This window comes from Neobacillus sp. CF12, from assembly GCF_030348765.1.
In the GTDB taxonomy this organism is placed as follows: Bacteria; Bacillota; Bacilli; order Bacillales; family Cytobacillaceae; genus Neobacillus.
Window position 1 is genome coordinate 3,427,883 of sequence record NZ_JAUCEU010000007.1, and the last position, 26,188, is coordinate 3,454,070.

Annotated in this window: 22 protein-coding genes and 1 pseudogene; 5 read left to right on the forward strand and 18 right to left on the reverse strand. The window is 39.1% G+C overall.

All coding sequences use genetic code 11. The annotated features are described in order from the left end of the window. Positions 1–154: 154 nt before the first annotated feature. Positions 155–2,461 (forward strand): N-acetylmuramoyl-L-alanine amidase, encoded by a 2,307-nt coding sequence (locus QUG14_RS16285; RefSeq protein WP_289341568.1) that lies wholly within the window; start codon positions 155–157, stop codon positions 2,459–2,461. 65 nt (positions 2,462–2,526) lie between these two features. Here the strand turns inward: QUG14_RS16285 and QUG14_RS16290 are convergent, their stop codons facing one another. The 4 genes from QUG14_RS16290 to QUG14_RS16305 all read right to left on the reverse strand — a co-directional run bounded on the left by QUG14_RS16290 (position 2,527) and on the right by QUG14_RS16305 (position 4,949). Next, positions 2,527–2,898 (reverse strand): MmcQ/YjbR family DNA-binding protein, encoded by a 372-nt coding sequence (locus QUG14_RS16290; RefSeq protein WP_289341569.1) that lies wholly within the window; start codon positions 2,896–2,898, stop codon positions 2,527–2,529. Between the two features lie 12 nt (positions 2,899–2,910). Beyond that, positions 2,911–3,306, reverse strand: a complete 396-nt coding sequence (locus tag QUG14_RS16295; RefSeq protein ID WP_289341570.1) for a VOC family protein — start codon at positions 3,304–3,306, stop codon at positions 2,911–2,913. A gap of 174 nt (positions 3,307–3,480) precedes the next feature. Continuing rightward, the gene (locus tag QUG14_RS16300; protein WP_289341571.1) at positions 3,481–4,227 is read right to left on the reverse strand and encodes a hypothetical protein; all 747 of its coding nucleotides are present in this window, start codon (positions 4,225–4,227) and stop codon (positions 3,481–3,483) included. A 2-nt stretch (positions 4,228–4,229) separates the two neighbouring features. Beyond that, entirely contained in the window at positions 4,230–4,949 is a 720-nt protein-coding gene (locus tag QUG14_RS16305) for a hypothetical protein (protein WP_289341572.1), read from the reverse strand. A gap of 413 nt (positions 4,950–5,362) precedes the next feature. Here QUG14_RS16305 and QUG14_RS16315 point away from each other — a divergent pair, with 413 nt between their 5' ends. Continuing rightward, positions 5,363–9,805 carry an endo-1,4-beta-xylanase gene (locus tag QUG14_RS16315; protein WP_483310734.1) on the forward strand — a complete coding sequence of 1,481 codons (4,443 nt, stop codon included), beginning with the start codon at positions 5,363–5,365 and terminating at the stop codon, positions 9,803–9,805. A 227-nt stretch (positions 9,806–10,032) separates the two neighbouring features. After that, positions 10,033–11,586, forward strand: coding sequence for an ABC-F family ATP-binding cassette domain-containing protein (locus tag QUG14_RS16320; protein ID WP_289341573.1), 1,554 nt, complete (start codon positions 10,033–10,035; stop codon positions 11,584–11,586). A gap of 319 nt (positions 11,587–11,905) precedes the next feature. Here the strand turns inward: QUG14_RS16320 and QUG14_RS16325 are convergent, their stop codons facing one another. Next, positions 11,906–12,250, reverse strand: coding sequence for a coiled-coil domain-containing protein (locus tag QUG14_RS16325; protein WP_289341574.1), 345 nt, complete (start codon positions 12,248–12,250; stop codon positions 11,906–11,908). 201 nt (positions 12,251–12,451) lie between these two features. Between QUG14_RS16325 and QUG14_RS16330 the strand changes: the two genes are divergently transcribed. Beyond that, positions 12,452–12,628, forward strand: a complete 177-nt coding sequence (locus QUG14_RS16330) for a hypothetical protein (RefSeq protein ID WP_289341575.1) — start codon at positions 12,452–12,454, stop codon at positions 12,626–12,628. Beyond that, the gene (locus QUG14_RS16335; RefSeq protein ID WP_289341576.1) at positions 12,628–12,843 is read left to right on the forward strand and encodes a hypothetical protein; all 216 of its coding nucleotides are present in this window, start codon (positions 12,628–12,630) and stop codon (positions 12,841–12,843) included. Before QUG14_RS16330 ends, QUG14_RS16335 begins: the two co-directional genes overlap by 1 nt. Positions 12,844–13,352: 509 nt before the next feature. Here QUG14_RS16335 and QUG14_RS16340 read toward each other — a convergent pair. The 13 genes and pseudogenes from QUG14_RS16340 to QUG14_RS16400 all read right to left on the reverse strand — a co-directional run bounded on the left by QUG14_RS16340 (position 13,353) and on the right by QUG14_RS16400 (position 26,066). Continuing rightward, positions 13,353–13,574, reverse strand: coding sequence for a hypothetical protein (locus tag QUG14_RS16340; RefSeq protein ID WP_289341577.1), 222 nt, complete (start codon positions 13,572–13,574; stop codon positions 13,353–13,355). Positions 13,575–13,802: 228 nt separating this feature from the next. Next, a pseudogene (locus tag QUG14_RS16345) lies at positions 13,803–14,297 on the reverse strand (GNAT family N-acetyltransferase); the annotation flags it as partial. Positions 14,298–14,763: 466 nt separating this feature from the next. Continuing rightward, the gene (locus QUG14_RS16350; RefSeq protein ID WP_289341578.1) at positions 14,764–15,189 is read right to left on the reverse strand and encodes an ASCH domain-containing protein; all 426 of its coding nucleotides are present in this window, start codon (positions 15,187–15,189) and stop codon (positions 14,764–14,766) included. Positions 15,190–15,680: 491 nt separating this feature from the next. Beyond that, positions 15,681–16,778 (reverse strand): L-dopachrome tautomerase-related protein, encoded by a 1,098-nt coding sequence (locus tag QUG14_RS16355; RefSeq protein WP_289341579.1) that lies wholly within the window; start codon positions 16,776–16,778, stop codon positions 15,681–15,683. A 633-nt stretch (positions 16,779–17,411) separates the two neighbouring features. Beyond that, the gene (rlmD, locus tag QUG14_RS16360) at positions 17,412–18,782 is read right to left on the reverse strand and encodes a 23S rRNA (uracil(1939)-C(5))-methyltransferase RlmD (RefSeq protein ID WP_289341580.1); all 1,371 of its coding nucleotides are present in this window, start codon (positions 18,780–18,782) and stop codon (positions 17,412–17,414) included. Between the two features lie 923 nt (positions 18,783–19,705). Further along, complete coding sequence (locus QUG14_RS16365) at positions 19,706–21,172, reverse strand: nicotinate phosphoribosyltransferase (RefSeq protein ID WP_289341581.1); 1,467 nt, start codon at positions 21,170–21,172, stop codon at positions 19,706–19,708. 58 nt (positions 21,173–21,230) lie between these two features. After that, positions 21,231–21,782 carry a cysteine hydrolase family protein gene (locus QUG14_RS16370; RefSeq protein ID WP_289341582.1) on the reverse strand — a complete coding sequence of 184 codons (552 nt, stop codon included), beginning with the start codon at positions 21,780–21,782 and terminating at the stop codon, positions 21,231–21,233. Between the two features lie 94 nt (positions 21,783–21,876). Next, positions 21,877–22,818 (reverse strand): diacylglycerol kinase, encoded by a 942-nt coding sequence (locus QUG14_RS16375; RefSeq protein WP_289341583.1) that lies wholly within the window; start codon positions 22,816–22,818, stop codon positions 21,877–21,879. Positions 22,819–22,998: 180 nt separating this feature from the next. Continuing rightward, a complete protein-coding gene (locus tag QUG14_RS16380; protein ID WP_289341584.1) occupies positions 22,999–23,910 on the reverse strand; it encodes a hypothetical protein in 912 nt (303 codons plus the stop codon). Continuing rightward, positions 23,907–23,999, reverse strand: a complete 93-nt coding sequence (locus QUG14_RS16385; protein ID WP_289341585.1) for an LPXTG cell wall anchor domain-containing protein — start codon at positions 23,997–23,999, stop codon at positions 23,907–23,909. Before QUG14_RS16385 ends, QUG14_RS16380 begins: the two co-directional genes overlap by 4 nt. Further along, positions 23,996–25,072 carry a DUF6677 family protein gene (locus tag QUG14_RS16390; RefSeq protein WP_289341586.1) on the reverse strand — a complete coding sequence of 359 codons (1,077 nt, stop codon included), beginning with the start codon at positions 25,070–25,072 and terminating at the stop codon, positions 23,996–23,998. The genes QUG14_RS16385 and QUG14_RS16390 overlap by 4 nt, the downstream gene beginning before the upstream one ends. Continuing rightward, positions 25,069–25,551 carry an anti-sigma factor family protein gene (locus QUG14_RS16395; protein WP_289344166.1) on the reverse strand — a complete coding sequence of 161 codons (483 nt, stop codon included), beginning with the start codon at positions 25,549–25,551 and terminating at the stop codon, positions 25,069–25,071. Before QUG14_RS16395 ends, QUG14_RS16390 begins: the two co-directional genes overlap by 4 nt. Further along, entirely contained in the window at positions 25,551–26,066 is a 516-nt protein-coding gene (locus QUG14_RS16400; RefSeq protein WP_289341587.1) for a sigma-70 family RNA polymerase sigma factor, read from the reverse strand. The genes QUG14_RS16395 and QUG14_RS16400 overlap by 1 nt, the downstream gene beginning before the upstream one ends. Between the last annotated feature and the right edge of the window lie 122 nt (positions 26,067–26,188).

Here is a 26,188-nt window from a genome sequence, read left to right on the forward strand (position 1 = left end):
ATTATTACTAAACTTAAACATATTTCGACAATTGAATCAAGTTGGATTACCCGAATTACGTCATTAAATGTAAATATATGTGTTTTTTCAACTCGAAGAATAGTATTATAGAATAGTCATATTTAGATAGATTAATAGCAAGAAAGGAGAAAAAATGAAATTCAGTAAAGTAATAGCGGTAATTTTGATGGCTGCAATTGTAGTGCTCGTGTTTGCAAAACTTCCACTATATACATCAGCACAAACAAATTCTGCCATAGGGCACATGGATAAGCCCATTTCCGGAACAACTCTAAATGGGATCCAAAATGTATATGGTTGGTTTCTAGATGGCAGTGGAGTCGCAAAAATAGAAGTATTAGTGGATGGTGCCGTTGCTGGACAGGCAGTTTATGGGGATTCACGACCTGATGTCAAGAAGGCTTACCCTCACTATAACAATGGAAATTCCGGTTTTCACTATGCTCTTGACACCACAAGATTTCCTGATGGCCAACATACGGTTATGATTAGGGAAACTAGTAAGAATGGTCAGGTCACTACCTTACCTTCCAACACGATTACTATTGATAATGCCTTAGGATATATAGATAAACCGAGTTCTGGTTCTACATTAACCGGAACCCAAAAGGTATATGGGTGGTTCTTGGATGAAAGTGGCGTCGCAAAAATAGAAATTTTGGTGGACGGTACTTTGGTTGGACAGGCAGCATATGGGGATGCGCGACCGGATGTAGAAAAGTTTTATCCCGGGTTCAACAATGGATCAGCAGGCTTTCATTATAACCTCGATACGACCAAATTCCCTGATGGGGAACATACGTTGACAATTAAGGAAACGGGTAAGAACGGCCAAGTCACACTATTGAATGCTGGTAAGATAACTGTTGATAATGCCTTAGGATATTTGGATAAACCCGGTTCTGGCTCGATCGTAAATGGGACCCAAAACGTTTATGGCTGGTTTTTGGATAAGAGTGGTGTCGCCACTATAGAAGTTTTGGTGGATGGTGCTGTTGTTGGACAGGCGACCTACGGGGATGCGCGACCTGATGTTAAGAAGTTTTACCCTCAATTTAATAATGGGGAATCTGGTTTTCATTACGCTCTTGACACAACCAAATTTCCTGATGGCCAGCATACCGTTACGATCAGGGAAACGGGTAAGAACGGTCAGATTACAACATTACCTTCAAGGTCGATAAATGTTGAAAATGCTCTAGGATTCATGGATAAGCCAGGGTCTGGTGCGATCATAAATGGGACCCAAAATGTTTATGGCTGGTTTTTGGATGAAAGTGGAGTTGCAGCTATAGAGGTATTGGTTGACGATACGGTCGTTGGTCATGCCGTCTATGGCGATGCACGACCTGATGTCCAAAGATTTTATCCTCAATACAATAATGGAAAGTCAGGTTTTCATTTCGCTCTGGACACGACCAAATTTACTGATGGCCCGCATACTGTTACAGTTAGGGAAATTGGCAAGAACGGTACAGTCACGACATTGCCTGCAAGTACTGTAACAATAAAAAATGCCTTAGGATTTTTAGATAGTCCGGTGCCTGGCACAACCCTTAGAGGTACTCATAACGTATATGGCTGGTTTTTGGATGGACACGGCGTCCAAACGATTGAAGTATTGGTGGACGGAAATGTGGCTGGTCAGGCGGTTTATGGGGATGCACGATCAGATGTCCAACAATTTTACCCTCAATTCAACAATGGGAAAGCAGGATTTCATTATACTCTGGACACAACCAAATTTCCTGATGGCCAACATACGATTGCAATTAGAGAAACTAGTAAGGACGGCACGGTCACAACCTTACCAGCTAATACTGTAACGTTCAATCAAAAAGCCTATACAGTATTTTTAGATCCCGGACATGGCGGTACTGATCCTGGTGCGATGGCTGGTGGATATAAGGAAGCAAATTTGAATTTAGCTGTAGCCAAAAAAGTTAAAACATTATTAGTAAACCGAGGCTATACTGTATATATGTCCCGTGAAGACACTACCACTACAGTATCCTTACTTGAACGTTCTCAAATGGCAAATGATTTAAATCCAGATATTTTTGTTAGTATTCATACTAACTCTACAGCAGGCGGAGAAACTTCTGCCAATGGGATTGAGTCCTATTTTTATAAATACTTTCCAGAATATCCTCCAAAAATCAATGAGGATATGCATGATGATCCTGATAGAATAGCGAAAAGTATCTCACTTACAAACATCATTCAGGAAAATTTAGTTGATTATTCGGGGGCAAATGACCGTGGAACGGCTGGCGATACATTCTCGGTTCTCCGTGAATCTGCTATGCCTGCAACTTTAATTGAGATGGGCTTTATTAACAATACACGCGAGCGCCAAAAATTAATTACAGATTCATATCAAAATACACTAGCAAAAGCAATTGCTGATGGTATTGTTGAGTACTTCAAAAGCTTATAAAACTAAAATATCAGAAGCAAATAGAAGCCTAGAAATCATAATAGATTCCTAGGCTTCTTTCATTATCAACGTTTATGTAACGCATTCCACTGCTTGACTAAACGCTTCGGTGCCGCTCGTAAATAGGCTTCTTGAATTAAATCGGTCAGTTCATCCCAGTTTTCCTCAATTGGATTTTGGATTGATACCCATCCGTGCTGCCCTATATAGGGCGTTTTGAAAAAATGCTCTTTCTGCAGTAAAATCTCCTGTGTTTCCCGGTCAGACTTGAACGATATACTGAATCCTTTTTCGCTTTCACCTGATATCACAAATGATTTTCCATTGATTTTAAACGTATTATGACCAAACCCATCAATGTTTTCAGAAGCTTCCGGCAGTGCAAGACAAATTTTCCGTACGTTTTCTAGCATACCTTCCGTGTCTTGTAATTTCATATTCTTAATTACCTATTTGGCATTCGCATCAGGTTGATGAATTCCAAAAACATTTCCTTCCGGATCTATATAATATCCTTGCCACGCCATTCCAGGTAAAGCATATTTAGGCATCGCTATCTTACCGCCATTCTCAATAATTTTTGCTTCCGTTGAATCGTAATCTTCCACTCCCATAGTGCAGGCAAATCCATTTAATGCTTGACCTGCTTCCGGTGGAGCACTTTGACGCTGCATCAACGCACCATTGATTCCAAGATCATTTTCATCTCCAGTCACTGCCCCAAAGTAAGGCATTCCTGCATAATCCGTCCAATCTTGAAATGTCCAGCCAAATACCTCTCCATAAAACTGCTTCGCCCGATCCATGTCACTCACATGAATTTCGAAATGAATTAATCTTCCCATAATAACCTCCCGATTTTAAAAGTTTTCGCATCTAGTAAATATATATATTTCCTCTTTATTATAGGATAATTGTGCGAATATATACAATTTTTAAATAAAAGTAATATTTTCTGTTAAACCATTGGTTCCTAGAAAATATATAATTAATTTTCCCTAATTCATATTGAAGGAATGTCATGGAAGTTCCAGGTCTCCTTTACTCAATATCATCATATGGTCAATGACCAGATTACCATTTGAATATCCGCTTCCATTTACAGAACCTTCTGGAAAGATTTCTTTTTCCGATTGATCATATGGAATCCACCCAAAAAACATGTTTACTTCTGGGAAGTGATTGAAAAACGGATTAGTTTTTTGTGTTGATTCTACTTCTAAGACAGCATTCATAAAACCCGTCCATTCATCAGGAAGTTCCATCACTCCATATGACTTTTCTTGTAGAGAGGCTTTCTTCTCCATTTGCACTCTTGGAACGTAATTATCTATCCCCTCTGTAATCTGATATCCCCTGTCTCTAATTAAAAAATAAGTAATAGAACTCAATTGATCTTCAGGGTGAATATTCCAAACTATATGAAACGATGAAGGATCCTTTCTATTAATCTTCCATATCTTTGGTTCCCCTTTTGTATCAATCGTCAGAACCGTCCATTTATGCTTTTTCCATACCCAGTAACTTAGACCATAATTATCTTTCTTTGATATAAATGGAACTACCACATGGCGTTCTTCGACTGGGATCGTGTCTTGAATAACACTTGCTGACACTTCAGGGAAGACCCTATTAATCTCTTTTACTAATTGCTCATTTGTTGGAAAGGGAACAGGTTTTGCAAAGTAAAACCAATACATCGTGAAGGATGACAGTAAACCAAGTACACCTAAACCTGAAAGGGTCCATAGCTTTCTCTTTGTCACTTTTATTCGCCCTCCTTGATTAGTGAATTTTCAGAGCGAAAATAAAGTTGTTTATTCTGTGTTGATAGTAGGATTCCTTTTCCATCCTCTTCAAGATAAATAATGGTTTGGAAACCACTTCCCCATTTAGGTGAAGTGCCTATGAGTTGAAACGGAAACCGTTCCATCTTATTATTTGATTCAGCATTCATAAATGTTTCTTCGTACCACTGATTACTATAAATCGGTTCTTGTTTCATTTTATGAAGTTGCTCCAATAATTTTTCTTTATTTAGAGTAAAATCCTTTGCTGAAGGATGAATTGGAATAATAGAGGCATTCTCAACAGTTGTGATATATGTAGAAAGTTCGTTTTCTGGGTAGATCGCATGATGAACTGGGATTACTGCTAAGGTTGAGAGGAGGAATATAAAATTCGCCAAATATCCTAACCAGGCAAATGATCGATAAATTTGCCATCGTTCTCCCTTTCCTTTAAAAGCAAAATACAATATCCATACACCCAGAGGTAAAATTGGGATCTTAATCATCGTATCAAACATACTCCAATTAAAGGAAAAAGAAAAAAGCCCAATAAATAATACAATTAAAATCTTCCATACCTTTGGTTTTTCCATTTGTTTTTGATAGGTTCGATAGGTCAAATAACCAATAACACTCCATGCTAATATTCCAATTAGTATGGTTACGACGTTAAAAGTAAAATCAAAATTTATTATCACTACAACCACCTACACATTCTCTTGGTATCATTACATGGAATCCTCATCCTATTTTACCATATTAAGTAACCCCATCTAAATATGCTAATTTGGTTTGTCCAATGAATTAGAATCTTTGACTACTTTCAAAAACATTTCATTTGTTCCATTTAAAAAACAGCTCCTCGCATTAGTTAAATATTAAATGAGATTTTATCACCACTCAAATTTAGAATTAATATCCCTCCGGATCATACTTTGCTTTTTCCTTCCGTCAACTAGACAGAATATTTAGTTTTCTAAGTATAAACTTTAGTTTGTCATGGTTAATTGTTTGTGGCACCAAGATAGAATTATAGAATGAGAGGAGGTTTGCCACTATTAAAGTGCTTTACCCGTTATATCTAAAAATCCTTTATGGGGGAATGCAGAAAATGAGGAGAAAGTTGAAAAGACTTATTTCATTACTTCTTGTGGCTATTTTGATAATCCCGTCAAGCTGGATTACACAGGCTGCAGCAGCGGAAACCAATAATGATATTCCAGTTCTACTGTATCATCGAATTGTTGAAAATCCTACTAATCAGTGGACGGATACCAGCATTGAAATGTTTAAGAAGACTATGCAGCATTTATATGATAACGGTTACAACACCTTGTCAGCAGAACAATATGTGAGGATCATGGAAGGAAAGGAAACGGCTCCTAAAAATCCGATACTATTAACGTTTGACGATGGTACTCCTGAATTCATTACCAATGCTCTTCCAGTATTAAAGCAATATAACATGAAAGCTGTTCTGTTTATTGTCAGTGACTGGATAGGCGGCGGTTTCAGCATGCCAAAAGAACAGCTGCAAAGTTTAGCGAATGAACCATCTTTAAGTCTCGAAAATCATACGAAAACCCATGACGGTGCTATTTGGGGAACTAATGGCGGTGTACGAAGTACTATAACGAAAGAACAGGCTGAGGACCAAATTAAATCAGCAAATACTTATCTTAAAAGCATTACAGGTAAAGACCCAGTTCTAATGGCATACCCTTATGGGAGCTATAATGATATTACAAAACTAGTAAACCAAGAAAATGGTATTAAATACGCATTTAGAGTTGGATATCCTAATGAAGATAATTATGCTATGGGTCGTCACTATGTAACAACCCAAAGTGTGGCTCAAATTGCCCAAATGATTGGCGGCCCAGCACCGGCTCCGGTCGACGAACCGAGGATAGAGACAGTCTATCATGAACCCTTTGCCAGTGGCGCAGGTGTTGCAGGACCAGCGGGCAATGCACAAGTAGCACACGTTTCCGATAAGGTATTTGCTGGCAATAGCGATGGAAAAGCCATCTCTGTTAGCGGCAGAACGAACAACTGGGACGGCGTTGATATCCCATTCAGCAATGTGGGTATGGAAAATGGCAAAACTTATACGATTACAGTTACTGGTTTTGTTGACAGCAGTGTGAGTGTTCCTGAAGGTGCACAAGTGTTGCTTCAGAATGTAGACAGCTATAACGGGTTGTATGTAGCGGCAGATTTTGCAGCGGGACAGGCTTTTACGCTAACGGGTCAGTATACCGTGGATACAAGCAAGGATCGAGCACTACGGATTCAATCAAATGATGCTGGAAAAAATGTTCCGTTCTACATCGGAAATATCCTGATTACAACTGAAAAAACAACGGCACCTGAAACGGATCGAGAAGTATATCACGAAACATTTGGAAATGGTCTTGGTGTTGCTACACCAGCGGGAAGTGCGCAATTGACTCCTGTTTCTGACATCGTTTTTGAAGGCAACAGTGATGGTAAAGCGATTTCTGTTAACGGTAGAGCGAATAACTGGGACGGCGTTGATATCCCATTAAGCAGTGTCGGCATGCAAAATGGCAAAGCCTACACGATTACAGTCACTGGTTTTGTCGATAGCAGTGTGAGTGTTCCTGAAGGTGCACAAGCTTTACTGCAAAATGTAGACAGCTATAACGGCTTGTATGCAGCGGCAAATTTTACGGCAGGTCACCCTTTTACTTTAACGGGTCAATATACGGTTGATACGAGCAAGGATCGAGCACTAAGGATTCAATCAAATGACGCAGGAAAAACAGTTCCCTTCTATATTGGAGATATTCTAATCACCGAGAAGGCAGCCTCTGGCGGCGGGGACGAAGAAAGACCACCCGCACAAACCTTCACAACAATTAATTTTGAAGCTCAAAAACTTGGCGGTTTCGAAGGAAGAGCTGGTACAGAAACGCTGACAGTAACAAATGAAGCGAATCATACCAGTGGCGGTTCCTACGCTTTGAAGGTTGAAGGCAGATCACAAGCTTGGCATGGTCCTGCTTTACGTGTAGAGAAATATGTTGATAAGGGCGCGGAATATAAAATTTCTGCCTGGGTGAAGTTGATTTCACCAGCAACTTTACAGCTTCAGCTTTCAACACAAGTTGGCGATGGCGGCGCTGCTAGTTACAATAATCTTCAAGGGAAAACCGTCAGCACTGAAGACGGCTGGGTAAAGTTTGAAGGAACGTACCGTTATAGCAGTGTAGGTGATGAGTTTTTAACCATTTATGTTGAAAGCTCAAATAATAGCACAGCATCCTTTTATATTGACGATATCACTTTTGAACCGACTGGTTCAGGCCCAATTGAAGTTGAGGATTTGACACCGATAAAAGATGTTTATAAAAACGACTTCCTAATTGGAAATGCTGTCTCAGCATCAGATTTTGAGGGTAATAGATTGAAGCTTCTTAACATGCACCACAATGTTGTGTCAGCAGAGAATGCCATGAAACCAGATCAGGCCTATAACGAGAATGGACAGTTTGACTTTACAGCTGAGGATTTACTTGTTGATAAAGCTCTGGCAGAGGGTCTCAAGATGCATGGTCACGTACTCGTTTGGCACCAGCAGTCACCTGAATGGTTATTTTCAGATGCAAACGGCACGCCTTTAAGCAGAGATGAAGCTCTAGCAAATTTAAGGAACCACGTTAAAACAGTCGTAGATCATTTTGGTAACAAGGTGATTTCATGGGACGTGGTCAACGAAGCGATTAACGATAATCCATCGAACCCAAGTGATTGGAAAGCAGCACTTCGTCAATCCGGCTGGTACAAAGCGATTGGACCAGATTTCGTAGAGCAGGCCTTCCTTGCTGCGAAAGAGGTTCTTGATGAAAAAGGTTTAGATGTCAAACTTTATTACAACGACTACAACGATGATAATCAGAGCAAAGCTGAAGCCATTTATCAGATGGTGAAAGAAATCAATGAGAAGTATAAAGCAGAGCATAATGGGGAGCTCCTCATTGACGGAATTGGCATGCAGGCGCACTATAATAAAAACACCAACCCGGAAAATGTTAGACTCTCCCTAGAGAGGTTTATTTCCTTAGGTGTAGAAGTAAGTGTGACGGAACTTGACGTTACAGCTGGCACTAACAACGTACTTACTGAGCAGGAAGCAATTGCACAGGGTTATTTATACGCACAATTGTTTAAGATCTACAAAGAACACGCGGAACATATCTCTCGTGTAACTTTCTGGGGACTAAATGACGCAACCAGCTGGAGAGCTGCCCAAAGTCCATTGTTGTTCGATAAAGACTTGCAGGCAAAACCAGCTTACCATGCTGTTATCGATCCAGATAAATTTATGACAGAAAATCAACCTGAGGAGAGAGAGGTTAATCAAGGAAGTGCTGTTTTCGGCACACCGGTGATTGATGGAAATATAGATGGTGTTTGGAGTAATGCAACGGAACTGCCGATTAACCGCTACCAAATGGCTTGGCAGGGTGCAAATGGCGTTTCCAAGGTTCTCTGGGATAATGAGAACCTGTATGTTTTAATTCAAGTGAGTGACTCACAGCTTGACAAATCCAGCCCAAATCCTTGGGAACAAGATTCAATTGAAATCTTTGTGGACGAGAATAATGCAAAGACATCTTCCTACGAAGAAGGAGATGGACAATATCGAGTAAACTTTGACAATGAATCGTCCTTTAACCCTGCCAGCATTGCAGAAGGTTTCCAATCTGCAACTAAAGTATCAGGGTCAGGTAATGGCTACAGCGTTGAAGTGAAGATTCCTTTAAAAACCATTACACCAGAAAACAATACGAAAATAGGTTTTGATGTTCAGATCAATGACGGTAAAGACGGTGCTCGTCAAAGTGCTGCTACATGGAACGACACCACAGGTCTAGGATATCAGGATACTTCTGTGTTCGGCATCCTGACACTAATTAAGACTGACACGACTGCGCCTGTTACGACCGATAACGCACCAGAAGATTGGGTTAATGAAGATGTTACGGTTACTTTCAGCGCAGAAGACAAAGATTCTGGTGTGGCGGCAACCTATTATCAAATTGATAATGGGACCATACAAAGCGGGAATTCAGTTACTATTTCTGAAGAGGGTGTCCACACACTAACATATTGGAGTGTAGACAAAGCTGGAAATGTCGAGCAGTCTAATACAAAAACCATTAAACTAGATAAGACCGGGCCAATCTTAGATATTACACTAGACAAAACAACATTATCACTGGCTAATCATAAGATGGTGCCAATATTGGCTACTATCAATGCTTCGGATGGCGATTCAGGAATTCATTCAGTAGTGTTAACTTCAATCACTAGCAATGAATCCCTCCAATCTGATGATATTCAGAATGCCAATTATAATAAACCTATTTCTGGTACGACGGATTCCTTTAAACTTCGTGCTGAAAGATTAGGAAACGGTAATGGACGTGTTTACACCATTACTTATACTGCCACCGATAAAGCAGGTAATGTAACAACAAAGAGTGTTAAGGTTTACGTTCCACACGAAAAATCTAAGAACTAAAAAAGTACGTGCCGAAATGACAGTCGTATTGCATCGTTATTGGTATATAAAAAAGTGAAACTCACCAAGTAATTGGTGAGTTTCTTTATTAGGAATCCCTTATTCCGAGGCTGACTTCCATTTAGCACAAAAATCGAATTACATTTTTTACATAAAATTCAAGATGGAAAAGGCAGCCATAATCTAGTAAGATATTCACATGTGACATTAGATAAGGAGTTAAAAAAATGAGCGTATTAAACGTACAAAATTTAAGTCACGGTTTCGGTGACCGTGCGATTTTTAATAATGTGTCTTTTCGGCTTTTAAAAGGAGAGCACGTTGGACTAGTTGGATCAAATGGTGAGGGTAAGTCTACTTTCATGAATATTGTTACTGGGAAGTTGCAACCCGACGAAGGGAAAGTGGAGTGGTCACGAAAAGTTCGTGTTGGTTATTTAGATCAGCATGCTGTGCTTCAAAAAGGTACTACGATGCGTGAAGCTTTAAGTACTGCTTTTCAATATCTATTTGATGCTGAAGCAGAGATCAATGAACTTTATGCAAAAATGGGTGATGAAGGTGCTGATATCGATGCATTACTTGCAGAAGTTGGAGAGCTACAAGAAACTTTAGATAGTAATGATTTCTATCAAATTAATTCAAAAGTTGAGGAAGTTGCTCGTGGTCTAGGATTAGACGATGTTGGACTCGATCGAGATGTAGATGATCTAAGCGGTGGGCAGCGGACGAAAGTTTTGCTAGCTAAGCTTTTGTTAGAAAAGCCTGAAATCCTATTACTAGACGAGCCTACGAACTATTTGGATGAACAGCATATCGAATGGTTGAAGCGCTATTTACAGGAATATGAGAATGCATTTATCTTGATTTCACACGATATTCCATTCTTGAACAATGTTGTTAACTTGATCTACCACATGGAAAACCAAGAGTTGAATCGCTATGTTGGTGACTATAATAACTTCTTAACTATTTATGAAATGAAGAAGCAGCAGCTAGAGTCTGCTTACAAACGTCAACAACAAGAAATTGCGAATTTGAAGGATTTCGTTGCTCGTAACAAGGCAAGTGTGGCGACTCGTAATATGGCGATGTCTCGTCAGAAGAAGCTCGACAAAATGGAAGTTATTGAATTGGGAAGAGAGAAGCCGAAACCAGAGTTTAACTTCAAAGAAGCTCGTGCAGCTAGTCGTTGGATTTTCACGGCTGAAGACCTCGTTATTGGTTACAATGAACCACTTTCTCGCCCTCTGAATTTGAAAATGGAACGCGGGCAAAAAATTGCATTCGTCGGTGCAAACGGTATTGGTAAGTCTACTCTTTTAAAAAGTATTCTTGGGTTGATTGATCCAATTTCGGGTAAAGTGGAACGTGGTGAGTATCAACACATCGGTTACTTTGAGCAGGAAGTGAAACAGTCCAACTACAACACTTGTATTGAAGAGATTTGGAGCGAGTTCCCAAGTATGAATCAGGCTGAAGTCCGTGCTGCTCTTGCAAAATGTGGATTAACAACGAAACATATTGAAAGTAAAGTCGAAGTCCTTTCCGGTGGCGAAAAAGCCAAAGTTCGATTGTGTAAAATACTTAACACACCAACGAATTTATTAATTCTAGACGAACCTACCAATCACTTGGATGTTGACGCAAAAGAAGAATTAAAGCGTGCCTTAAAGGCCTATCGCGGAAGTATCTTGATGGTATCCCACGAACCAGATTTCTATCGTGAAATTGCGACCGATATTTGGAATTGTGAGGATTGGACTACGAAAGTGTTTTAATTGCAGATTAAGGGGTACCCAATGAATGAAAAATCAGTTGGGTACCCCTTTTTATTAACCATCCAAAATTTAAATATTGATTACCCTTCTTCAGGTCATTTCACCAAACTTCTATATTCTTAAAATATTCTTGTTCATTGTCTCCCCAGACAGGCATGGGTAGTTTTGTATATAGAGGATTAGAGGCATTTTCTGGAGGACTTCAATTAAGGGATGTATCATGAATTGCTACAAAGTAGTGATAAATGAATTTAATGATGTTTATACAACTTAAATAAGAGTAAAAATAGTGATTTGAAGGGGAGAAAATACTAAAATTTTAGGATTCCATCAGCTTTTCAAGCCGATTTACCTTCATCTCGATCTTTGTTTGTTTTTCAGCTAAAAAATCCACATCAAACTTAAAGGAATTTAATATTTCCGTATGTGAGTTAACAGTTATTTCGATTTGGTCGACTTTTGCATTCAAATGATTGAGTGTTCCCTTGATCTCTTTATTGGATTCTTTGAGTTCTTTAATAGATTTTTTGAGCTCTTTATTAGATTCTTTGATCTCTTTAATAGATTCTTTGATCTCGTTATTGGATTCTTTTACTTCTTTATTAGACTCCCTGACTTCTTTCAAAATTAATTGAAACATTTCATTTGGTTCATTTGGTTCCATTAAAAAAACAGCTCCTCACATTTGTTAATTAGATTTTATCACCTCTCAAATTAGGAAGATAGTTAATTATTTTTCCTTTTCTCGATATAGGTTGGCCAATGCTATAACACAATGTTGGCTGTCCATTATAGTCATTGTATAACTTATTTTCAATAAAATGATAAAATGACCATGATAATAGATAATAATGAGGTAACCGCTATGGCAAAGAAAAAGAATAGGAGAAGTAAAAAGAAACAATTTTGGGGATTACCTAAAGTAGTCCGTATGGAGCAAGCAAAGTCTTGGCTTGAGACGTATGATGGTGAACATATTATAAAAGCATATTCCAAACTCTTTGGCTTAAATTTAAAAAATGCATTGAAAGATTGGAATTAATGGGAGCTAATATAAGTAGCCAAGAAAGGGAATACACGAAAGAACTAATCAAAAAGAAAAAACAGGAAAAAGAACGTAAGAGAGAAAAACGAAGAAATACTAAGGAACTGGAACTATATGAAGATTACGATGATACATTTGCATTCATTGCAGGTTATACAGAAGGCGGTGTACCTTTTGGAATAACATATGAGGAAATGGAAGATATTGAATAAATTGCTGAGTGTTTGGGTCAGTCCCCCACTCTTTTAACGTGATGGAGGACCTACCCTTTCAATTATTGTTTAACCATTTAACACAATCCTAGCAACTGCTTCGACATGTATCGAGTGTATGTGGCAACACAAGAGATGTTGGTGGGTTTACTAAACAATTTATTTTATTTTCAATAGAGAAAAATTCTTGTGGAGTTCCTGTCATTGAATATAATTTAAAATGAGAGTTAATTAATTTATATAAGTATTAAATAATTTTTCTTCTTTCTTTTCCACCATCTCCTTCAATAGGAAAAATAAATTTAGATAAGGCTTCCTTAGAAAGATTTTTTTACGCATAATAATATCGATTAAAATTCGAGAAAAAATCATGCAAAAGCTAAATTTCCTTCTTCCATATTATTTAAATAAAAATGAGCTATTAGTATTTCTAACGAATACGGAATCTCCTCAAAAAATCCGTCACTTTCCTGAACAGTTTCCCTATTTTTCTGAGTGCCATTTCACCATTAACGCTCCCAGCATACCAACAATACTAACCACAAATAACGATAGCTTTCAGCCATATTCATTTGTTCAAATAAGCCCATGAATTTAGGTTCATTAATTTGAGTCAATTTTTGAATATTAATCTCAATAAATTTCCAAAACGGCTTAAAGTTAATCGTTAGTGTTTTCCCTATTCCAATAAATGTAGGTAGTGCAAAAACAAAAAGGATTCCTGAAATCATGAGAACGATCCTAAGGGGCAGATCCAAATATTTTTTATTTTTTACCTCTCTCACTTTTAAATTGTCCGATATAGATAACGAACCCTCTAAAAGAATTAGACGTGACAAAACTGGTTTTTTGTTCACATTTTTGTAAAAAATGAACTTTTTTCATATCTCTCTCTTTTTACAAAAAAAGCTTGCCGACTTTAGTCTAAACTTCGACTTAATCAGCAAGCTTTTCCATCATTAAAAATATAATAATGCCACTTTTTCTTTTGCTTCTAAGTTTTCAATCATTGAATACCAAGTCTCTGGTTTATTTGATAAGACGGTATAATAGCGTTTCAAAAATTTCACTATTAAGTCTGTTTGCAGTTCATTCCTTTCTCCATCCATTGGGAGGAAACATAGGTCTAGACCAGTTACAGCTTCTCCATCATTGTTCCAGGACGGGTGAACATATGGAAAATCCAGACGTTTGTAACCAAGGTGTGCCAGCACTTCACGACGAACATAAGGATCCATCGGCTTAACACCGCCAAATTCATAATTCTCTACACGATATGGATCATAGATTTCAGCAAACATACCCATCAGTTTCTTCCCATTCGCTGCTGCTAATTCATTCAGGTCTTCTAGTCTTTTATTCGCTAAAAATGGACCGATGCCCAAGCCTGCTTGGCCAATAATTGTAAAATCCGTCATTGCTACATTAAAATCATCATAATAACGGTACTCAGTACAGGCTTCCTTTATTAATGGTATAAACCTTCGGGTAGATGGCGGTTCGGTTGCCAGTATATAAATTAAGCTAATTCTTAAGAAAGCTCATTTCAAATGGAAGAACGGGGAAATTATTAATCCCCCAATTGAACTATGCCAGATTAAGTGGTAAAACCTTGATCTTAACAGCAAAACTTAGCGATAAATTAAAGAGGATAGCGATCCTCCTTCTTCTACACCATTTATTATCATTTATTTCTAAGTACCACCATCACCCATGTTCCAGCCACAGTATAGAAATGGAGATTTTTTTAATAAAAACACTTTTACAATGATTTCGGACTGTTCCGCTGTCCTAATAAATGTTATATTTTCACAATTATTGAGACGTCGGAACCGTCCCCGTGTCTCTCTGAGCCCTGCCTTATTTTCGCGGGTAAAGATACCAATCAAAAAAGTGCGCTTTCCCCGATGAACAGGCACACTATAAATCATACTCCCACAGACCAAGCCTTCCTTTAGCCGGAATGAAGCTGTCCAGCATCTTCATATCCCTGACTTCCCAGACATACCCTCCCACTTTATAATCACCGAGGAAAAAGTCATTGCCTGATACGATTCTGCCATCCTCCAACACGGCCCATGTCTCGTTTTTTTCTATCACCCTCAAACAATTTTCAAGCTGGCAGACAGCAATGATCACGCCAGTTGGAAGATCCTCGGTCTTGTACCCATGCTTTAAAAGTAGCGACTTGATAGCCACATGGCTGCAGACGGCCTTATCGACTTTTTTACTGGTATGAATCGCAAGAGGGCCGCGATACTTCGTACTCCATGACCTCGTTTCATATTGAGCTTCGCGCAAGACAAACAGACTCGCCCAAGGCTGAATCATCGACAACACCTTCACTCCAACCACCCTCTGCCTCAACAACTATTTTGTCTATAGCATCTCCCGGCAATCCCCCAAAAAAACGGGGACGGTCATCCTTTCTCATAAAATTAAATACTTCTGCTATTCACGGGACATCAGAACCGTCCCCATGCTCCAAAAGAATTACCATTCAAATAGAATTGGTAATTCTTTTTTGTTCTCCTTACCGACAGGAGAGTTTTTATATTCATGTGCACTTCCATAAAGTAATTTAAATATATTTAATGATTTTTTCTAGCCACTCTTTATCAAGCACAACTTCAACTCTTTGCTTTACCACTATTTGTGGTACGGTTCTCCGTAGTGTATCTAAATGAGGTTTCATTTTTTAAAATTAAATTACATTATCAACAGATAACAGCCTCTTTATTATAGAGCAGTTACGGGAATATATACAATTTCACAAAAATATAACTGACAAAAAAGGCAGCTCCCTGATGAGGGATAGCTGCCTTCGTTTAAGATTATTATGAAAAGGTAGGAGCAGGGAATTCATCAATTCTCATACGAAGTAAACTATATGGTTTTTCCCGCAGGTCTCTTCCATAATGAAATCTCGCCTGCCGATGTAATTGATTCACAATGACATATAAGTATTGATCGGGGCCAATCGAAAAAGTATCCGGCCATAAAATTCTCGGGTCATGTGCGATGGTTTCCATTGCGCCATTCGGCAATATCTTCCGGATACTGTTGTTTTCATAGTCTCCTGCATAAACGGTTCCTTTTGCGCCGGTGATCATTCCATCAGACGCACCTTTTTCCCCCCAATACTGCACATATTGGGATAAATTCATGTCCTGTATCCTTCTGTCCCTTAGGGCTTCTGTTGAGATTGAGAACAGCTGACGGCTGGTTAGCGGAGCATAAAATAAAACCTTTCCATCAGGAGAAATCGCTAAACTATCGGAAGCCAATCTAAATGGGAAAGTCGAGCCCTCCGGGTTTCGATTCATCAAAATTTCACCTTCTACTTTCGGTAAAAAATAGGGATCAGGTGAAGTTGATATTGCCCCATTTAACCGTCTAAACGCGTTCCCATTTTCTAAATCTACGACGATAATAGCCCCTGGCCCTCTGGAAGAAGAATCCGTTATATATGCATATCCTGCTCTTCCAACCCGAAAATCCAAACGGACATCATTCAAATAAGTTGTTGGCAAGACAACATCTTCTGTAAAGGTATATACTCTCCTTATTGTATTCGTGATTAAATCAACAGCAACTAATTTTGCTCCCCCTTGAATAGGTTCAGAAAAATTTGGTGCCCCTGTATCTAGTACCCAAAGTGTTCCTCTTCCATCAGCAACGATACTTTGGACACTGACGAAAGACATCGCAATATTCCCTGTATTAACCAAATTTGTTTCTAAACTGGGATAAGGCTGCAATTCACCCTCAACAATTTCCGCCACAGTAAATTGAACGTCGTCTCCCCATTTCGGAAAGCAAACAAAAATACGACCGGTTTCGGAAACGCTGACACCTGTAGGCATAGCCCCATAAAAAGCATGCACCAGTTCAAACTGCCCAAAATATTTTTCCATAGGTAACATAGGTTGCATGATATCCTCCTCATCAAATCTGAACGGATATCACCTATATATGATGAAAATTTTTTGTAGTGCCTGGTTCTTGATAAATTTTTCTATCGTGATGGATGCTGTGGGTTTATTAGTCCAGGAGAAACATGGGAGTTTCGATAAAGTGATTCAAACTTCCACTGGCTCTCCAAAGATGGAGAATGAGAGCATCTGAATTAACGTTTGCAGTCAATTTTAGAACTAACATAAAAACTATTATGATTTGCTCCCGTCCAGCAGCCTAATTAGTAAATAAAAATCTGTCTCCTTTAAAGGGGAGTATTTTTGAGCTTAGTGTAACTTTTTCATCCTGAGCATAAGTTAGAATTTTTAGAAGCCTATAAAGTGGGCTGATATTCATTTAATATAGATTATTTAAGAACCTCATTTACCTCTTATATAGCAGATAGCACGCCTCAACAGGGTAGAGACTAGGTGGTCGTTTTCCGCTATCTAAATAAACAAATACGCAAACCCAAACCTTAACGCAAATATTCATACTTCTGGGTAAAAGTTAGGCCCCCTAAACAAAGATTCCCCCAAACAATCAGTTCGAGGGAACATAAAACACACATTAATATTCACTTAAAAACCTTCAAAGTCTTTGATATCAGCCTATTTTCTCTCTATCCTAACAACTGTCTCAACGTGTGTGGTCTGCGGAAACATATCAACCGGCTGAACTTCTACTGTTTTATATCCACCATCTTCAAGAATTCGTAAATCACGTGCAAGTGTGGCCGGGTTACAGGACACATAGACCACCTTTTTCGGTTTCATTTCGATTATGGTTTGCAAAAAGGTTTCGTCACAGCCCTTACGCGGTGGGTCAACAACTAGCACATCAGCGGAATTTCCTTCTTTATACCACTTTGGAATCACAACCTCTGCTTCACCAGCTGCAAATTCTACATTCGTCATACCATTTAACTCTGCATTCCGTTTTGCGTCTTCAATCGCCTCTGGAACGACTTCTACTCCAAAGACCTTCTTTGCCTTTTGGGCAAGGAATAAAGATATCGTTCCGATCCCGCAATAGGCATCGATGACAGATTCTTCCCCACTAAGCCCTGCATACTCAAGTGCCTTATCATATAGAACCTTTGTTTGAACAGGATTTACCTGATAAAAAGACAGTGCTGATATCGCAAACTTAACGTCACCTATTAAGTCATAAATCACTTCATTTCCCCAGAGGACGGTTGTTCTCTCACCAAGGATGACATTGGTACGTTTGGAATTTACATTATGCACAATCGACTTTATTTGTGGAAGGCGGGAGATAATTTCCTCGACTAATTTGTTTTTGCTTGGAATATCCGTAGTCCTTGTGATGAGCACAACCATTAACTCACCAGTTTGCTTTCCATAACGAGCCATGATGTGGCGAAGAACCCCTTTATGTGACTCCTCTTGATAAGGAGATATCCCTAACTCGCTGCATATTTCCTTAACTGCCTGGACTGCTTCATTAATTTCTGGAAGTTGTATCAGGCTTTCATCTGTATCAACAATTTCATGACTTCTTGGTTTAAAAAATCCGGCAATCAGCTTTCCATCTTTCTCTCCGACAGGGACCTGTGCTTTATTACGATAATGCCATGGGTTGTCCATTCCTAGTATTGGGTGGACGATGACGTCCTCTAGTTTACCAATACGGGTGAGCACTTGCCTGACTTGATTCTCTTTATATTTCAGTTGACCTTCATAGCTGATGTGCTCAAGCTGGCATCCACCGTACTTGTGTAACTCGCTAGTCTGAATCTCTACACGATATGGGCTCTTTTCATATAGTTGTACCAGACGTCCGAATCCATAACCTTTGTTTACCTTAATCACTTTAATCTGTGCCTTTTCACCTGGCAGTCCGTTTGGTATAAACAAAGGATAGCCTTCTACCTTCGCTACCCCTGCCCCATCATGGGTTAAATCCTCAAAAACTACATCTATATAATCATTCTTTTTCACTGGTATTGTTTTCGTCATGTTTTACTTCCTTTACTCCGAATTGACTAGCAAGATTGTATCATAAACCCAGTCTAATTGCGAAATCAGCCATAGATTGGTGGTATACCATTTACTACCCGCGTAAAATGTCGGAGCATTTTAATTTAACAATATAACAAAAGTGTTTATAATTATAACAATCATGGAAGGAGGTGGTTACGATAAAGAAGGTGAATTTTCTTTCAATCGCATTACTGCTTGCCTTCATATTCTTTTCCGTTCTTCATACTTCCAACTTATTGATTCAAACACATCATTCTAATAAAGCTGTGTTAATGATCGATGATTGGAATATGAAATCACAAACCGACGATGAAGAGAAACATTTATTTCACCTTAATTTTGTCGAAGTACTTTCCCTAATCTCATTGATCGTAGTCACCCTTCACAGAATCTTTTCTAACTACACCAGGAACTTCATTTTTCTAATCCCTGTTTTCCATCAATCGAATTATGTGATCTCTCCCCCTCGTTGATAAGGTAATACTTACAAAAGGGAGGAAAATAAAATGTGGATTCGCTTCTTAATGATTGGTGTATTTTCATTAACAGCAGCAGGGATGCTTACGTTTCAAGGCATAGAAATTTACCATGCTTTCATGGATTACTTTAAGAATAAGTAGAGTTTTCATAAATAAAGCAGGAACAATAGATGACCTCTAATGTTAAGGTCATCTATTTTTTTTAGGAAAAATGTTATGATGACCACAATCCATGGAATTTCTCGTAAATGGTCACCATGAGGCAGCCATGATGACCACAATCCATGGAATTTCTCAATAGTGGTCATCATGAATCTTATTTAACTCATAATTTTATAATACTTCTGCGACTATTCTCGCGAATCCGCTATTCCCCTCCGAAATAAAGAAAGACACCCCAATAGGGATGCCTTCCAAAATCTATTCTGCCTTCATTTCCGCAACTTTCTCTTTTACTTCTTCAATATTCCTCATTTTGTTATCCCAGCATTTTTGGCTAAGGTCAACAGGATATTCCTCAGGATTCATGGTTCGCTTATATTCGTCCCAGAGGGCATCAAGGTTTTGCTTCAAATACTCACGAGACTCTTCTAGGCATGGCATTTCATAAACTAGTTCACCCTTAGAGAAAATAACTTCATGAAGTTCTTTAGCAGTGAAGTTCGTAACAATCTTATTCATATACGTGTGCGTTGGGTGAAACATTTTCAGCTTTTTCTCAGGCAGTTTTTCTTCTTCGAGTGTGATATAGTCGCCTTCAGCATGGTTATTTTTATTGTTAATGATTCGATATATCTTCTTAATGCCTGGCGTAGTTACTTTTACCGGATTAGAGGAGATTTTGATTGTGTCCTCCATCTTTCCGTTCTCGCCTTCTATTGACACAATTTTGTATACAGCCCCTAGTGCCGCTTGCTCGTAAGCAGTAATAAGCTTAGTGCCAATTCCCCAACTGTCTATTTTTGCACCCTGTGCTTTCAAGTTGAGAATCGTATACTCGTCAAGATCACTTGAAGCAAAGATTTTAGCATCCTTAAATCCTGCCTCATCAAGCATTTTTCGTGCTTCTTTTGAAAGGTAGGCAAGGTCACCGCTGTCTAAACGGATTCCTACGAAATTAATTGAATCGCCCATTTCCTTGGCGACCTTTATTGCATTCGGAACACCCAAACGCAGGGTATCGTATGTATCAACCAAAAAGACACAATCCCTATGTGACTCAGCATATTTTTTGAATGCCAAATATTCATCCTTGTAAGCTTGGACCATTGAGTGAGCATGAGTGCCAGAAACAGGTATCTGAAACAATTTTCCTGCTCTCACATTACTTGTTCCATCAAAACCGGCTAGGTAAGCCGCTCTCGTACCCCAAATAGCAGCATCCATTTCTTGTGCCCGGCGGGTCCCAAATTCCATCGCTATCTCGTTGCCAAGAACCTGCTTAATTCTCGATGCTTTTGTGGCAATCAACGTTTGATAATTAATAATGTTTAATAGTGCGGTTTCAATCAACTGCGCTTCACAAAGTGGGGCATCTACGCTTAAAATCGGCTCATTACCAAAAACAAGTTCGCCTTCTTTCATACAGCGAATGGTACCCGTAAACCGCAGGTCCCTTAAATAATCTAAAAAGTCATCCTGGTAGCCCACTTCATTTTTCAAATACTCCAGATCATCATTTGAAAAACGGAAGCCCTGGATAAACTGAATGACCTTTTCCAAGCCAGCAAATACCGCATACCCATTCCCAAACGGGAGCTTCCGGAAAAACAATTCAAATACTGCGCGTTTATTATATCTACCGTCTCTCCAATACGTTTCTACCATATTGATCTGGTATAGATCAGTATGCAGAGCAAAGCTATCATCCTGATAAATGTTTTTCATCCTAACCCTCCGAACAACTACTTTTTCAACATATTAAATAATTTTACCATTATAAAAACTATTTAACCAGCGCCCCAAGTGATTGTTCAAAGTGACCCAATGCCCATTCATGTCCCTTTTGATTAAAGGAAGCCACTGCCTCCTTATGAATAACGATTTTAAAGCCCTTATTGTAGGCGTCTACTGCCGTATGAAGGACACATATATCTGTGCAAACTCCAACAAGATGCAGTTCTGTAATTCCCCGTTCCCGCAACTTAATTTCAAGGTCCGTACCAGCGAAAGCGGAGTACCGTGTTTTATCCATGAAGTGTACATTTTCGCGCGCTTTATTTTTCTCATAAAGTGCTTCCAGTTCACCAAACAACTCTCGTCCTGATGTACCACGAATATTATGCGGCGGGAAAAGTTTTGTCTCTGGATGAAAAGAGTCTCCTTCATCATGGACATCGATAGCAAAAACAACATAATCACCGTCTTCAATAAATCCACGAGTCAATTGAACAATTTTTCCTTCGATTGCCTGTCCAGGCCCACCACAGGTTAACGCTCCTGCATCCGCAACAAAATCAAATGTATAATCGATATTAATCAATGCCTTTTTTTCCATTGCTCTACCTCCTTCATTATCTATAACTATTTCTGTATACGATACAATTATTCCTCCAAACGCAAAAAGCCCGCTCCATGTTGGAACGCGCCTTTTAGCTATATCTCGTCCCAGGAACCCAATCGCTAGGTTTATCTAGTGGACGAATGTCATCAAGTGGTACAAACACCTCTAAATGCCTGTACAAGTTTACGAACTCTGCTGGCAGTAAACCACCGAATTCTCCATCAAGATTCAGTTGTACCTTTTCCTGAGAATGTATTTTTATCCGGCTCGCTTTCGCATAAATGACATTCGGATCATTTACATGCTCACCACGGATGGCTAAAGTTGCAACTCGAACAAATTCTGCCAGATTAATCTTTTTCAAGATAAGCAAGGAAAATAAACCATCGTTAATCGATGAGTCCGGGGCAATCTTTTCAAAGCCGCCGATTGAATTCGTCAGCCCCACAAGAAATAACATCGCTTCCCCTTCAAAAAGCTTCCCATCGTACTCAATACTGAGATCTGATGCTTTAATCGAAGGGAGCATTTCCATCCCTTTTAAGTAGTAGGCCAACTGCCCAAGCATCGTTTTTAATTTACTTGGAACTTCATATGTAAGTTCCGTAATTCTACCGCCACCAGCAATATTAATAAAATAGCGATCATTGATTCGACCAATATCCACCGGAATTCGATCGCCTTTCGTGATAATATCAACTGCTGCACCAATGTCTCTTGGTATATGGAGAGCCCGGGCAAAATCATTTGTTGTACCTGATGGAATAATTCCTAATTTCGGTCGGTACTCTTGCTCGGCAAGCCCATTAACCACTTCATTTATGGTGCCATCCCCACCAGCCGCAATCACAACATCGTACTGTCGTTCTACAGCTATCCGTGCGGCAGCCGTTGCATCACCAGCACCTGTAGTCGCATGGCAAGAGGCCTCATACCCGGCAACCTCGAGTTTCTCTAATATTTCTGCTAGATGGCGCTTAAGGATTTCCCGCCCAGATGTAGGATTATATATTAATCGTGCTCGTTTCATTATTCATCATCCTATTTTTATGGTATCAATAAATGGCATATGATGGGTCTCTTCTATATTCTACCAATTTACTCATTGGCTTACAATTATTAACCCAAGACACAAATATTATTCTGTCCATATCTCTGCCGTCTACTATCATACCGTTTTTTTATTTTTTTGCAAAAAATAAGGAATGAATTAATTCGTATTTAAACTTACATTATACGTATTGGTGATATTAATACGATACTTACCCTCTCCAGACTGGTAAACAGCATTTCTTTCTATACCTTCATTCGGATCACCTTTTTCGGTTACCTTCCATGCTCCATCCTTGCCATTCACTTCACCTACACCAACGGCTGCAATAGTTAAATCACTATTCTCAGCAACTTTTACATCCAGAGATGAGGCACCATTAATACTCCAATGATTCACAAGGTCCCGGGGATTTAATATAATGTCAGTTCCTGAGCTAATAACCTCAAGTTCCACACCCTTTGGAATGAGAATTGTAGAAGCTACTTCTCGATGACTATAAAAAGGTCCCGACTCGTTTGGCAGTGTCTTAACATTGATATAAAGAGTATCACCCTTTTGGTTTGCATACACATAGTCATCCGCACTCGCTAAGAGTTTCTCCTTTTTCGAAGTCTGCGTCCGGTACGTTCCAAACATGGATACTTCTTTTTCTTCTGTTGCTTCAATCGTTGTTTGGTAGTCTACTGTTCTTAGAACAACCCTTTTGATACTATCATCCATTTTGTATGAAAAATCAGGAAGTTCAAACGAAACTTCTTCCCTTGCCACAACTTCCTCCACTTTCTCCATAATCCCTGTGGCACTAAGTGTCGCAAACAGAATCCCTACCATTCCAAGCAGTCCCACAAAGATAATACTCACAAAATCATATTTTAAAATTGGCTTCTCTTGTCTCGAAAAAAATAAGTAGAGGAGAATTTCAATCCCGAGAACAATCAACAGAATTGGCCACCATGCTGACATCACATGGACAAGATCAAAACCCAAGAACCTTGAAAGAAATAGGAAGAGGCCAAGGAAAACAAGTGAGGCCCCCATCGAAAACGTACCAACACGCCATATTCTCATGCTTGCTCCTCCTTTCTTTTTCTAAAAAGGAATCCAATTCCGGCTCCGATTAAGAATACCCCTGTTATTGTGTTTTTCCACCTTTTCATGATTTTTTCTCCTCCCTTTTTTGTTTGCTGCCAGATAAAAGCTTAATCCCCCCGCCAATTAACAGCACACAAACAATCCCCGTTTGAAAATAACTTTGTACCCAGTACATTAAATCTATCTGAATCATATTTGACAACAATGGGGCAAAGACAGGAATGATCACATTCAGGAATAGATAATAAATCCCCATCACTACTAGACCAATTCCCACCCATTTTTGATGATTAATTAAGTAAGAAATAATCGGAACATCCTCGATTTCTTCCTCACCATATTTTGAAACGTTCTGCATAGCATCAAAGAAGCTATAAAACCAGATAATTGGAATCAGAAACAAGAAGATTCCAAGACGTAAAACATCCAAAATATAGATTGAAAACAGGAACGCTGCCATTAATTGAATCCCACGTTTTTGTAATCCTAGATACAAGTGTCCTGCGCCAGGGAAAATTGATAAGAAGGTCGCAATGGATTTGCTTTTCTTTCCATCTTCTCTCCGCGTTTCAAAATCCTCAAAAATCGTGCGATCAATAAGTTCCTCACCGCGCTGCTTTTTGTTTAACTGCTGTACTGAGTCAAAAAAGCCATATACCCAGATAATCGGCAATCCCGCAAGGAAAACAAGAAATTCTGAACGATTGCTTAAAGCCGTTATGAAAATCACCATAATACCGAGCCCTAAAAACGCTGCTAACAATGTGAGTCCTCGATTCATCAGTCCTAGTTGAAAATGGCCTAAACCAGGGACAAACGATAAGACAATGGTATAAAATCGTTCTGACTCTTGGGTAGTCTGTATTTGCGGCTCATCTGGATTCACTGCTTTTAACACTTTCTTCTGTTTGGAAATTTGAACCCCCAAGTCAATAAAACTAACTAGGTAAATGAAGATACCCACCATAAAGCATAATAGAGCCACTTCACCATTGTTGGAAAATACCGCAAGGACCGTTATGAATGCTAACCCTACCACGGACATTAAATAAAGCACTCCCCGAATCATGTTACCGAAATAAATATGACCGAGGCCTGGGAATAACGATAGTGTTAACGCCTTCGTTGAACTTTTCATTTTTTATTTGCCTCCTTCTTCTCCAAAGAATCCATCCATGCAAATGTTTTATCAATAACGCCGTCTGTCACAGAAAGCCTTTTTTCCTTCATATGCTTAGGTGCCTCTACTGCACTTGCATAGGTCGCAAGCGAATGAAACACTCCTGAAAAAGTAAGTAATAGTGTTGCTGCCGCCGCAATTAAATAGTGGAAAGCGGCTTGTTGGTAGAATGGCTTTTTTGATGCTGCTGTTTTCTTCAAACTAGCAGGTTTTTCAACAGCCGCTTTTTGTTTCGAAACTTTTGCCATCACTAGGTCCGTAAAGTCAGGTTCATTTGAAAGGACTGGAAGTGATGATTCATGTTCTGAAATAGCCTGTAAATAATGTTCTAGACATTGGTCGCATGTATATAAATGACTTTCAAGTTCCTCACGAGCCTTATCACTGATATCGTCTTTAACGTAACTCAACCACTCATCATACTTAAAATGCTTCATCAAAAATCATCCTCCTTCCAATTCTTTTTCATCCAAACCCGTGCCCGATATAGCTTTGTTTCAATGGTTTTCACCTGTACATTTTGTTCCTCGGCCATTTGCTGATAACTTTTTTCCGCTATATAAAAACCGTATATAACATCCCGATAATTCTCAGGCAGCTCATCAAGCCTTTTTCTCACGAGCCTTTGCCTTTCATTAACGATTAGTTCTTTCTCTACACCATCCTTTGGAGTGCCAAAAGCCTGTTGCTCCAACGCCTCCACTACTTCTTCTTTCCTTCGTGCTTGCTTTCTCTTTATATCGATTGCATGATTTACGGCTATTCTTGTCATCCAGGTCTTAAATCCTTGATTTTCATATCGGGAGAGAGAGCTATATATTTTCATAAACACTTCCTGAGCGGCATCTTCTGCTTCCTTTTGATCGCGCAGCACAGCAAAGACAGTCCGGAACACATCATTGCGGTACTTCTCAACCAAAAGGCGAAAGGCATGATCACTGCCGTCTATCACTTTTTGAATTAATGCTAAATCACTAATCGCTCTCTCCCCCTCTCTTTTGCGACCTTCACCTTAATAGACGAGATCCTATTTATGAACCCCTACACTTTTTTCAAAAAAATATTTTTATCTCA

Excerpts from the sequence above, each read along its gene's own strand:
- QUG14_RS16285 (WP_289341568.1), top strand. The coding sequence starts at position 155 with ATGAAATTCAGTAAAGTAATAGCGGTAATTTTGATGGCTGCAATTGTA.
- QUG14_RS16290 (WP_289341569.1), bottom strand. The coding sequence starts at position 2,898 with ATGAAATTACAAGACACGGAAGGTATGCTAGAAAACGTACGGAAAATT.
- QUG14_RS16295 (WP_289341570.1), bottom strand. The coding sequence starts at position 3,306 with ATGGGAAGATTAATTCATTTCGAAATTCATGTGAGTGACATGGATCGG.
- QUG14_RS16315 (WP_483310734.1), top strand. The coding sequence starts at position 5,363 with ATGAGGAGAAAGTTGAAAAGACTTATTTCATTACTTCTTGTGGCTATT.
- QUG14_RS16320 (WP_289341573.1), top strand. The coding sequence starts at position 10,033 with ATGAGCGTATTAAACGTACAAAATTTAAGTCACGGTTTCGGTGACCGT.
- QUG14_RS16325 (WP_289341574.1), bottom strand. The coding sequence starts at position 12,250 with ATGGAACCAAATGAACCAAATGAAATGTTTCAATTAATTTTGAAAGAA.
- QUG14_RS16330 (WP_289341575.1), top strand. The coding sequence starts at position 12,452 with ATGGCAAAGAAAAAGAATAGGAGAAGTAAAAAGAAACAATTTTGGGGA.
- QUG14_RS16335 (WP_289341576.1), top strand. The coding sequence starts at position 12,628 with ATGGGAGCTAATATAAGTAGCCAAGAAAGGGAATACACGAAAGAACTA.
- QUG14_RS16340 (WP_289341577.1), bottom strand. The coding sequence starts at position 13,574 with ATGATTTCAGGAATCCTTTTTGTTTTTGCACTACCTACATTTATTGGA.
- QUG14_RS16355 (WP_289341579.1), bottom strand. The coding sequence starts at position 16,778 with ATGCAACCTATGTTACCTATGGAAAAATATTTTGGGCAGTTTGAACTG.
- rlmD (WP_289341580.1), bottom strand. The coding sequence starts at position 18,782 with ATGACGAAAACAATACCAGTGAAAAAGAATGATTATATAGATGTAGTT.
- QUG14_RS16365 (WP_289341581.1), bottom strand. The coding sequence starts at position 21,172 with ATGAAAAACATTTATCAGGATGATAGCTTTGCTCTGCATACTGATCTA.
- QUG14_RS16370 (WP_289341582.1), bottom strand. The coding sequence starts at position 21,782 with ATGGAAAAAAAGGCATTGATTAATATCGATTATACATTTGATTTTGTT.
- QUG14_RS16375 (WP_289341583.1), bottom strand. The coding sequence starts at position 22,818 with ATGAAACGAGCACGATTAATATATAATCCTACATCTGGGCGGGAAATC.
- QUG14_RS16380 (WP_289341584.1), bottom strand. The coding sequence starts at position 23,910 with ATGAGAATATGGCGTGTTGGTACGTTTTCGATGGGGGCCTCACTTGTT.
- QUG14_RS16385 (WP_289341585.1), bottom strand. The coding sequence starts at position 23,999 with ATGAAAAGGTGGAAAAACACAATAACAGGGGTATTCTTAATCGGAGCC.
- QUG14_RS16390 (WP_289341586.1), bottom strand. The coding sequence starts at position 25,072 with ATGAAAAGTTCAACGAAGGCGTTAACACTATCGTTATTCCCAGGCCTC.
- QUG14_RS16395 (WP_289344166.1), bottom strand. The coding sequence starts at position 25,551 with ATGAAGCATTTTAAGTATGATGAGTGGTTGAGTTACGTTAAAGACGAT.